The organism is Flavobacterium sp. (genome assembly GCF_020217025.1).
GTDB lineage: Bacteria > Bacteroidota > Bacteroidia > Flavobacteriales > Flavobacteriaceae > Flavobacterium.
This window is the reverse complement of record NZ_JAIWOF010000040.1, coordinates 1-10,000: the sequence shown is the minus strand read 5'-3', so window position 1 is coordinate 10,000 and position 10,000 is coordinate 1. Positions and strand designations below refer to the sequence as shown.

10 protein-coding genes and 1 pseudogene are annotated in these 10,000 nt (G+C 32.1%); 4 read left to right on the top strand and 7 right to left on the bottom strand.

All coding sequences use genetic code 11. The annotated features are described in order from the left end of the window. From LDL23_RS01795 to LDL23_RS01775, 5 genes are all read right to left on the bottom strand, one after another. On the bottom strand, positions 1-801 hold an 801-nt coding region (locus LDL23_RS01795; RefSeq protein WP_291264178.1), incomplete at its 3' end, for an HlyD family efflux transporter periplasmic adaptor subunit. Positions 802-812: 11 nt separating this feature from the next. Further along, positions 813-2,147, bottom strand: coding sequence for a TolC family protein (locus tag LDL23_RS01790; protein WP_291264177.1), 1,335 nt, complete (start codon positions 2,145-2,147; stop codon positions 813-815). An 8-nt stretch (positions 2,148-2,155) separates the two neighbouring features. Continuing rightward, complete coding sequence (locus LDL23_RS01785) at positions 2,156-2,749, bottom strand: TetR/AcrR family transcriptional regulator (protein ID WP_291264176.1); 594 nt, start codon at positions 2,747-2,749, stop codon at positions 2,156-2,158. A gap of 72 nt (positions 2,750-2,821) precedes the next feature. After that, complete coding sequence (locus LDL23_RS01780) at positions 2,822-3,211, bottom strand: DoxX family membrane protein (protein WP_026725407.1); 390 nt, start codon at positions 3,209-3,211, stop codon at positions 2,822-2,824. Between the two features lie 2 nt (positions 3,212-3,213). Then, positions 3,214-4,365, bottom strand: a complete 1,152-nt coding sequence (locus tag LDL23_RS01775) for a DNA polymerase III subunit delta' (RefSeq protein ID WP_291264175.1) — start codon at positions 4,363-4,365, stop codon at positions 3,214-3,216. Positions 4,366-4,521: 156 nt separating this feature from the next. Between LDL23_RS01775 and LDL23_RS01770 the strand changes: the two genes are divergently transcribed. The 4 genes from LDL23_RS01770 to LDL23_RS01755 all read left to right on the top strand — a co-directional run bounded on the left by LDL23_RS01770 (position 4,522) and on the right by LDL23_RS01755 (position 8,836). Continuing rightward, entirely contained in the window at positions 4,522-5,709 is a 1,188-nt protein-coding gene (locus LDL23_RS01770; RefSeq protein ID WP_291264174.1) for a phosphoglycerate kinase, read from the top strand. A gap of 67 nt (positions 5,710-5,776) precedes the next feature. Continuing rightward, the gene (locus LDL23_RS01765; protein ID WP_291264173.1) at positions 5,777-7,309 is read left to right on the top strand and encodes a lytic transglycosylase domain-containing protein; all 1,533 of its coding nucleotides are present in this window, start codon (positions 5,777-5,779) and stop codon (positions 7,307-7,309) included. Positions 7,310-7,325: 16 nt separating this feature from the next. Then, the gene (locus LDL23_RS01760) at positions 7,326-8,309 is read left to right on the top strand and encodes a DUF4837 family protein (RefSeq protein ID WP_291264172.1); all 984 of its coding nucleotides are present in this window, start codon (positions 7,326-7,328) and stop codon (positions 8,307-8,309) included. A gap of 86 nt (positions 8,310-8,395) precedes the next feature. Further along, the gene (locus tag LDL23_RS01755) at positions 8,396-8,836 is read left to right on the top strand and encodes a GNAT family N-acetyltransferase (RefSeq protein ID WP_291264171.1); all 441 of its coding nucleotides are present in this window, start codon (positions 8,396-8,398) and stop codon (positions 8,834-8,836) included. Here the strand turns inward: LDL23_RS01755 and LDL23_RS01750 are convergent, their stop codons facing one another. Together LDL23_RS01750 and LDL23_RS01745 are read right to left on the bottom strand one after the other, a co-directional pair. Next, positions 8,837-9,691 (bottom strand): OmpA family protein, encoded by an 855-nt coding sequence (locus LDL23_RS01750; protein ID WP_291264170.1) that lies wholly within the window; start codon positions 9,689-9,691, stop codon positions 8,837-8,839. A gap of 1 nt (position 9,692) precedes the next feature. After that, positions 9,693-10,000 (bottom strand): annotated as a pseudogene (locus LDL23_RS01745) (peptidase S41); the annotation flags it as partial.

The window sequence follows — 10,000 nt, the reverse complement described above, 5'->3', positions numbered from 1 at the left end:
TTCGCTGATTTTTGCATTATACACTTCGTTTTTATTGGTGTTTAATTGCACAAAAACGGTTTGACCAATTTTTACTTTTCCAATACTATTTTCATCAACATTTAAAACGCCTTCAACTTTATTTTCATCTGCGATTACGGCAATAACATCTCCTTTTTTCACATAATCACCAGAAAATTTTAGCTTTTTAATAATTGTTCCTTTTTGTGGAACAACTAATTTATTATATCCTAAAACCACTTGATTGTTTTTCAATTGATTTTCAGTGTTGATGTAATTTTGTTTCGATTGTTGTAAAACTTGTTGGTATTGTTTTTTCAAAGCATTCAATTGCGATAAAGCATTTTCTGCGGCTAATTGCATGTTTTCATATTCAACTTTGGCAATACTTTGCGAATCGTACAATCTTTTGTAGCGTTCGGCTTGCATTTTATCTTGCTGATATTTGCTTTCTGCAAACTTTATATTTTGCTGTAATTGTTGCAAAGCTGGTGCATTATCCGTTAAATTTTCTTTGGAAATAACTACCAAATCTTTAGCCGAAGCGGTATTGTTTTCATTAGTTTTATTGTCAATTGTAGCAATAATTTGATTTTCAGTTACTTTATTTCCAACGTCAAAAGTTGCATTTACTAAAATTCCATCTGTTTGAGCGGTAAGATTATAGGAATTATCCCATTCTAATTCGCCCGAAGCAAAAACTAATTCTTTAATGTCTTGCACAACGGGTTTTCCTTCTTCTTTTGTTCCACATGAAACCAAAGTAGAAAGTGTTAATATAAGAAACAGACTGTTTTTCATTTTGAATATTTTTAGTTGTTGTTTATCACAATTTTATTTTTTGAGAATCCTATGTTTGCCAAAGCATTTACCAAATTTATCTCACTGATTAACAAATCGTTTTGCGAAATTATAAGTTTATCTAATGGCAAAATTTGTTCTTGATATTGATTGAAATTTTTTTCAAAAGTGTCTTTTTTTAGCAGATATATTTTTTTGAAATTTTTATATTGCTCAATCGCTTTTTCATATTCAATTTCTAGTTGTTTGTTGGCAAATTCATTTTCTTTTTCGGCATGGTCTGCATTGTTTTTCAATTGATTCAATTGAATTTTTTTATTGTAAAAGGTGGCTAATTTTTGCACATTCGTTGGAAAATCCCAAGTAACTTTTAAACCAACATAGTTGAAATTTACCCAATTTGAATTCGCATCAAAATAGTTTACATTACTTAGATTTTGCCAGTTAAATGATGAAATAAAAGATAAAACGGGTAATTGTTGCAAACGAGCAATTTTTAAATCTTGTTGCATCATTTGGTATTGTAACTTATAGTTTTCGCTTTTAAAATTGGAGTTGGTTGTAACCAATTCTTCCCTATTTTCATAATTTGAAAGCTGTTCGGTGAGTTTTAAATCAAACTCGTTTTCGAAGAACAACGCTAAACTTTGCTTTTGTATCTTTTCATTTAAGATAAGTTGCGATAATTTATCTTGTAGCGCAATTAAATTAGCTTCTGCTTCATTAACGTCTTGTTTTCTTGTAATTCCCTCTTTAAACTTGTTTTGGTTGATTAAAACTAAGTTTTCGGCAATTTTGATGTTTTCTTGGAGAATTTTTTTCTGAGCTTCAAATGAAAGCAAGTTAAAATACACACCATTAATTTGATTATAAATGTTTTGCTCGTTGAGTTTGTTTTGATTTTCAACTAATTGTTCGTTGATTTTTGCGCTTTTAATTTGGGCAATACTTCCAAAATTTAAAATATCAAATTGAGGTTGTACCGAAAAAGTACTGGTATATTGTTGTCCCATGGTAACTTCTTTGAAAGTTCCTACAGGTAGTCCAAAGATTGGACCAGGTAAAAAACTTACTTGTTGTTCAAAATTATTTAGGGATTGAGCGCTTGCTGGAATTCTTGGATTTAATACATTTCCTAATGCTGTTTTTTTTGTCAAATTTGCTAATTGCGTTTGCAATGTTGCATTTTGCAAGGCATAATTCTTTTCTTTAGAAAGTTGTAATACTTCTGTTAATGAATTTACAATTTTTTCTTCTTGTGAAAAACTTGACAATCCACAAAAGATTGAAAAGAGTATTAAAAATCCTTTTTTTGCAGGTATAGGAATATTTTCAAATTTTTTCATGGCATTTGTCATTTCTGTAGTAAAGCCAATAAGTTGTCAATCGTTTTATTGCCTTCTGTAGTGATATCATATTGAAAGTTTGAAAGCTTCCATTTTAGTATTTGAAAACGAAAAGAACCTAGAATAATTGGTAATAAATCTTCTGTTGAAATTTCCGAAGTGAATTCGTTGGTTTGTTTTCCTTGTTCAAGTATTTGAGCTAACATTTGCATTTTGTTTTGCATCAATTGAAGAATTATCGTTTTAATTTCTTCGGATTCATCTAATAAACCATCTGATAAAACAGCAACAACAAAGTGAGGATTTTTTTTGAAATAGTTGAATTGACTTGTAAAGACTGCTTTAAAATTTTCAGCCGCAGTATTTTGCGGTTTAATTTCTGAGGTTAATCGCTTGTTCATGTTTTGTTTTAATAGCGATAGTAAAGCAATTAAAATTTCTTCTTTTGATTTGAAATGGCGATAAATAGCACTTTCTGAAAAATTCATTTCTAAAGCAACCGTTTTTGTAGTTAAGCCTTTTATTCCTTTTTCAACAAGTATTTTCCCCGAAACCTCTATGATTTCAAGCTGTCTGTTTGATATTTCGTTTGTAATTGTCATAGGTTAGTGAATATTCACACTACAAAGATATGCAAATATTTACTAACTAATAAAAAATCAAATAATTTTAAATTAATTCAACCAAAAAACCACTAAAACTGCTGGAATAAAGTAAATTACAATCGTTCTTGCCCCATCGTAATCTTTTGCTAAACGTTGTCCGAACAAAAGAAAAAGTAACGTAATACAAGATAAAATAGCACCATAAAATCCTAAACCTCTAATCACTACATCTTGCACTAAGTGTTGGATAATTCCAGAAACACATAAAATTCCAGAAACAACTTCTAAAACCAATACAATTCCTAAAGCAAATGGAACTTGTTTAGCTAAAATTGTATTAGCAAAATGACCTGTTAACCATTCTACATTGCCTTTCCAATCTTTAATTTTATCATATCCAGATTGTAAAAAAGTGATGGCTAAAAAAGCTAAGACTAAAAGAGGAGCAACTTGTATCATAATTATGCGTTTTTATGGATTAATCGTGTTAGTTTAATAGATAAATCGGTTAAGATGATTTTGCTATTTCCATTTCTTTCAATGTGGTAAATAGCATCTTCTAATTCTTTGTAAATATCTGAAATATTGGCGCCATTTACAAACGGTGCAAATTTTTCCAATTCAAATTTCGGCACTTTTGTTTCTAAGAAAACCAAGTCATTCGCTTGATAATTAAGCAATAAAGCCTGTCTGAAAAAGTGAATACAATAGTGTAAAAATTGTTTTTGCGTTTCTCTTCCAGTGGAAGCAATGTTTTCGCTCCAAGCAATCAAATCGTTAATTGCTACTGCATTTCCTTTGGCACGAAAAGCACTTCTCACCCATTCCACAAACCATTCGTCAAACGGAAATTCATCGTCTTCTTTTCGTAAAATATGCAAGGCTTTATTATAATTTCCTTCGCTTTGATGCGCAATTTTTTTAGCAACTGTTGGCTCACAATTTTCACGTGAAACCAAAGCTTCCGCAATCACACTTTCGCTCAAACCAATAAAATCAATCACTTGACAACGAGAAAGAATGGTTTGTAACATATCGGTTGTGCTTTCGGTAATTAAAATGAAAACGGTTTTAGCGGGCGGTTCTTCTAATAATTTCAATAATTTATTGGCTGAAGCGCCATTCATTTTATCCGCCATCCAAATGATCATGACTTTGTAACCGCCTTCGTAAGCTTTTAAAGCTAATTTTTTGTTGATTTCGGTAGCTTCATCTACTCCAATTAAACCTTGTTTGTTTTGAATACCTAGGTTTTTCAACCAATCAAATAAACTTCCGTAAGGACTTTCGGTTAAAAATTGGCGCCATTCTACCATGAAATTATCACTAACCGCATGACTTTTAACGCTATCGGTTGTAGCAACTGGAAAAACAAAGTGCAAATCGGGATGCGAAAAATGTTCGAATTTTAGATTACAAGCTGTGTTTTCTCCTACATTTTCACCACCAACATTGCCACACAAAATATATTGTGCATACGCAATCGCCATCGGAAGTGTTCCACAACCTTCAGGTCCTACAAACAACTGAGCGTGCGGAATTCTTCCGGCTTCGGCACTCTTAGTTAAGTGATTTTTAATATGTTCCTGTCCTAAAATATCTTTGAAAAGCATGGAACAAACCTAATCAAAAATTACCAAAATTGGTAGAAAAGAAATCAAAAAATTGGTTTTGCAAGATTTAAAAAAAACACAAAATATGATATTTGTTATAAAGATTTAAAATACAATAATTTATATTTGCAATCATTCGAATTAAAAAAGCAATAAATGAAAACACTCAACGACTTCAATTTCAATAATAAAAAAGCAATTATCAGAGTAGACTTCAACGTACCTTTAGATGAAAATTTTAAGGTTACCGATGCTACAAGAATCGAGGCAGCAAAGCCTACAATTGACAAAATATTGAAAGATGGCGGAAGTGTAATTTTAATGAGTCACTTAGGAAGACCAAAAGGCGTAGAAGCAAAATATTCGTTACAACACATCGTTGCAAAAACAGAAGAAATTTTGGGTCAAAAAGTACATTTTGCTTCAGATTGTATAGGAGAAGTTGCTGAAAATGCAGCAAAAAATCTTCAACCGGGCGAAATTTTATTATTAGAAAACTTACGTTTTTATGCTGAAGAAGAAAAAGGAGATGTGGAATTTTCTAAAAAATTAGCTTCTTTAGGTGATATTTATGTGAACGATGCTTTTGGAACGGCTCACAGAGCACACGCTTCCACAACCATTATTGCTCAATTTTTTAAAGAGGCAAAATGCTTCGGTTATTTGTTAGCGAAAGAAATTGAAAGTATCGAAAAAGTATTGAAAAATTCAGAAAAACCAGTTGTTGCGATTTTAGGAGGAAGTAAAGTTTCTTCGAAAATTACGGTTATTGAAAATATATTAGATAAAGTAAACCACATGATTATTGGTGGTGGAATGACGTTTACGTTTATAAAAGCATTGGGTGGAAAAATCGGAAATTCAATTTGTGAAGACGATAAATTAGAATTGGCCATCGAAATTTTAAAGCAAGCAAAAGAAAAAGGCGTTCAAATTCACTTACCAGTTGATGTTGTTGCAGCCGATGCCTTTTCAAATGACGCCAATACACAAATGGTAGATGTGAATAAAATTCCTGACGGTTGGCAAGGTTTAGACGCAGGTCCAAAATCATTAGAAATTATCAAACGCATTATCTTAGATTCTAAAACGATTCTTTGGAACGGTCCATTAGGAGTTTTTGAAATGGAAAGTTTTGCTAACGGAACGATTTCGTTAGGAGAATTTATTGCCGAATCTACTGCTAATGGTGCTTTTTCGCTTGTAGGTGGAGGTGATAGTGTTGCTGCAGTAAAACAATTTGGATTAGAACCAAAGATGAGTTACGTTTCTACCGGCGGTGGAGCGATGTTAGAAATGCTGGAAGGCAGAACCTTACCTGGAATTGCAGCTATTTTAGATTAAGTATACAATAAAACGTTGGTTATTAAGTTATTAATAATTAACATGCCCCAAAAAAACAAAAAACAGAATGAAAAAAACAATTATTATAACATCCCTTTTTCTGTCGCTTTTTAGCTTTGCGCAGGAATCAGTGGAAAAAGAAAGTTTACTACCGTTGCCTAAAATGTCCTACTTGGATTCATTGAAGACAACGTTTGTAAATCACAGTACCAGTAATTGCATTGATGAACGATGGATTTCCGAATTAGCTAGTGCTGAACTGTCTGAAAATATGTTTTCCGACATCGTTTCTTTTGATATTGATTCAGAGGTAAGTTATGATTTATCTAGCGAATTATTGAAAAAACGATTAGCCAAAATGGATGCAAAATCGCCTTTTAATATCGAGTATCATCCAGCTTTAGAAAATACGATTAAAGCCTTTTTAAAGAATCGTACGAAAGCATTTGAACGTTTAATGGCGATTTCAGAATATTATTTCCCAATGTTTGAAGAGCATTTAGCAAAATACAACATTCCGTTAGAATTGAAATATTTAGCTATTGTGGAATCAGCATTAAATCCTAGAGCGAAATCTCGTGTTGGAGCATCTGGTTTGTGGCAATTTATGTATCCAACAGGAAAACAGTATAATTTGGAAGTGTCTTCATATGTAGATGAACGCTATGATCCATTAAAAGCTACCGAAGCCGCTTGCCAATATTTATCAAGTTTATACGGAATTTTCGGTGATTGGAGTATGGTTTTAGCAGCGTACAATTGCGGACCAGGAAATGTTTCAAAAGCAATTCGTCGTTCGGGTGGAAGTCAAAATTATTGGAACATTCGTAAAAATCTTCCAAAAGAAACGGCGAATTATGTTCCTGCCTTTTTAGCTACTTTTTACATTTACGAATTCAAAAAAGAGCACGGTATTGTTCCTAAAAAAGCCCCAATAACGTATTTTGAAACCGATACGATTATGGTGAAAAAACAAATGTCGTTCAAACAAATTTCGGAATTATTAGATATCCCAATGGATCAATTGGAATTCTTGAATCCAATATATAAATTAAAAGTAGTTCCATTTGAAGCAGATGAACCTCATTATTTGCGTTTGCCAAAAAATAAAATGGGTTTATTTGTTTCTAACGAAGAGAAAATTTACGCTTATTTGAATTATTTAGAAACAGATAAAGAAAAAACAAATTACATAACTTCTACTTCAAGAGATTCCGTTTCTTCTTCAACAGATTCAGCTTATGTTAGCAAGCCTAAATTTGAACGAAAAACACATTTTCACACGATTAAAAGTGGTGAAAGCTTGGGTAAGATTGCCGATAAATACAATGTTTCTATTTCCGAACTTAAAAAATGGAACAGTATAAAAGGAAATACCATTCAGGCAGGAAAAAAATTAAAAATTTATTCCGACAAAAAAGTAATTGCTAAAACCGAGTCTAAGTCCAATAATGACGGGACTTATACGGTTAAAAGCGGTGATTCGTTGTTCTCGATTTCAAAACAGTTTCCAGGTGTTTCCATTGATGATATAAAAAAATGGAACGATATTAGCGGTGACAATATTCAACCCGGAATGAAATTAAAAATTAACGGATAATAAATTGTTCTACCCCATGAAAAAATTAGCAGTTTTAACTTTTGTTGCCCTATCGTTTTTGTCTTGTAAAGAAACTTCTAAAGAAGAAACACAAGCCATTTTATCAGAATCTAACGGAAAAATCAATAATGTTTCTATTATTATTGATGACAATTTGTGGAATGGAGAAATTGGAGATAGTATTCGTAAAAAATTTGCTGCTCCAGTAGATGGTTTACCGCAAGAAGAGCCGTTGTTTACTTTAAATCAATATCCAACAAAAGTTTTTGAAGGATTCGTTCGTAAGAGCCGCAATATTATTATTGTAAAAAAAGGAAAAGAAGCCGGATTTGCTTCGAACACTAATAAATTTGCTAAACCACAAAATGTATTTTTTATTTCTGGTACAGATACGGAAGATGTATTAAATGTTCTAGAAGAAAAATCAGCTGAAATTATTAAAACCATTAAAGCTGCTGAGGTTACTGAGAATCAAATTCGAATGAAAAAATCATTGGTTTCAGATGCTCAAGTTCAGAAAATGTTTGGTGTTAGCTTGCAAATTGGTTTTGGTTATAAATATGATATGGTCAAAGACAATTTTATTTGGTTACGAAAAGAATTTAAATCAGGTTATAACAGTATTTTAATTTATCAAGTTCCAATTGAAAAAGTTGAAAAAGATAACAATATCATTGCCAATATTACTGTAATGCGAGATGAAATTGGACAAGCAAATATTCACGGTACATTACCCAATACTTGGATGATTACGGAAGCAGCTTATGCTCCTTATTTGTTTGACGTTACAGTTGCAGGTAAAAAAACCTATTTAACCAAAGGAACTTGGGAGTTGAAAAACGATTTCATGGCGGGACCTTTTGTTAATTATGCTATTAAAGATCAAAAAAACAATCGCTATTTAATTTTGGAAGGATTCACTTATAATCCGTCAAAATCGAAACGTGATCTGGTTTTTGAATTGGAAGCCATTATTCAATCAGTTAAGTTTTTAAAATAATTCTAGACGAAGGGTACAAGGTTAAGGGTGTTGGGTTAAAACCAATATCATGACCTTTTACCCTTTTTCTTTTTCCTTGTTACCCAATGATAACATTCAAAATAAAGCGATTTAACGAACTTTCTACGGCTGAACTATATTGTTTGCTTCAACTTCGCTCAGAAGTGTTTGTAGTGGAGCAAAATTGCGTTTATCAAGATGTTGATGGAAAAGACGAGAAAGCACTTCACGTTTTAGGGTATTATAACGGAGATTTGGCTGCATATTCCCGTTTGTTCAACAAAGGATATTATTTTGAGGAAACTTCGATAGGAAGAGTTGTGGTAAGCCCAAAATACCGCGATAAGAAATTCGGTCACGATTTAATGCGTGTTTCTATTGAAGCTATAAAAGAAAATTTCAACGAAACAGCGATTACCATTTCTGCTCAAGAATATCTGAAAAAATTCTACGAATCACACGGATTTATCCAAACTAGCGAAATGTACTTAGAGGACGATATTCCGCATATTCAGATGAAAAAATAACTACTTCTTCGGTTGCTCTACAGGAACCACATCATTTTTAGTAATAAGAAGCTCTACTCTTCGGTCTAAAGTACTACCTTTTTTTAAGGATTGTGTATTTCCATATCCTTTATACGTCATACGGGTTTTACTGATGCGTTTCATCAAAAAGTAATTATATACTCGTTTAGCACGATTGGTAGATAATTCACGTTTTTTGGTGTCGCGATCAACAGCTTCTTTTTGGAACGTTGGTGTGCAACAAACATGCCCTTGAATTTCGAAATGAATGTTTTTGTATTTGTGTAATTCTAAGGCAATTCGGTCTAATTCTTTCTTGGCTTTGTAGGTTAATTGGCTACTGCCTCTTTCAAATAAAACGTGGTCTAAATAAATTCTATCACCTACAATTCTATCTTTTTTAATCGTACTATAAACACCGGGAATTTTGAAATCTTCAATTACGATTGGTTTAAAATTGACAACTACGTCTACTCTTCGGTTTTTGGAACGCGCTTCTGGAACATTCGTTTGCATATCTTCATCAAGCATGATTCTACCTTTTCCTTCAAGCGTAATGATAATTTTACTTTTAATACCTCTTTCAATCAACTTGTTTTTTACTGTATTTGCTCGGTTGGTAGACAAAGTATAATTGTAAGCATCTTTTCCACGATCATCGCAATAGCCAAAAATTTGAACGGATTCGATACGAGAAGTGTCAATTTTGCTTACAAAAGCTACCACGGCATTCGCTTGCTCTTCTTTTAAGTTGTATTTGTCAAATTCAAAGAATATTGAGTGTACTTCCTCGTCTTCTTGAGCAAAGGTTACTAATGAAAAAAGCAAAAAAAGTAGGGAAAATAAACGTGTCATCTTATTTTTTTAATATCGATTTGTATTGGTTTTGATTGTTTAATAAAGCAATGGCTTTTTCAATTTCTAAATTTTCCTTGGTATAAAATTGATACAATCCTTCGCGGTATTGGTAACGTGTTATTAATTCTTCTTGAATTAGTTTTTTGATTTGATTTTTATTTTTATCCAATTCTAATTCTTGATTTTTTTCAATTGCCAACTCCAATTGCTTGTATTCTGCGGCAATTTGAGTATCCATTTTTTCTTTTTTAGCCGTTTCAAGCACGTTTTTAAGTGCTTTGTTGGTTTCGGTATCTAGAGTGATTT

What these genes read in the sequence shown, in the direction of transcription:
- LDL23_RS01760 (WP_291264172.1), top strand. Translation starts at nt 7,326, where the DNA reads ATGAAAAAATTAGCAGTTTTAACTTTTGTTGCCCTATCGTTTTTGTCT.
- LDL23_RS01780 (WP_026725407.1), bottom strand. Translation starts at nt 3,211, where the DNA reads ATGATACAAGTTGCTCCTCTTTTAGTCTTAGCTTTTTTAGCCATCACT.
- LDL23_RS01765 (WP_291264173.1), top strand. Translation starts at nt 5,777, where the DNA reads ATGAAAAAAACAATTATTATAACATCCCTTTTTCTGTCGCTTTTTAGC.
- LDL23_RS01750 (WP_291264170.1), bottom strand. Translation starts at nt 9,691, where the DNA reads ATGACACGTTTATTTTCCCTACTTTTTTTGCTTTTTTCATTAGTAACC.
- LDL23_RS01775 (WP_291264175.1), bottom strand. Translation starts at nt 4,365, where the DNA reads ATGCTTTTCAAAGATATTTTAGGACAGGAACATATTAAAAATCACTTA.
- LDL23_RS01785 (WP_291264176.1), bottom strand. Translation starts at nt 2,749, where the DNA reads ATGACAATTACAAACGAAATATCAAACAGACAGCTTGAAATCATAGAG.
- LDL23_RS01790 (WP_291264177.1), bottom strand. Translation starts at nt 2,147, where the DNA reads ATGAAAAAATTTGAAAATATTCCTATACCTGCAAAAAAAGGATTTTTA.
- LDL23_RS01755 (WP_291264171.1), top strand. Translation starts at nt 8,396, where the DNA reads ATGATAACATTCAAAATAAAGCGATTTAACGAACTTTCTACGGCTGAA.
- LDL23_RS01770 (WP_291264174.1), top strand. Translation starts at nt 4,522, where the DNA reads ATGAAAACACTCAACGACTTCAATTTCAATAATAAAAAAGCAATTATC.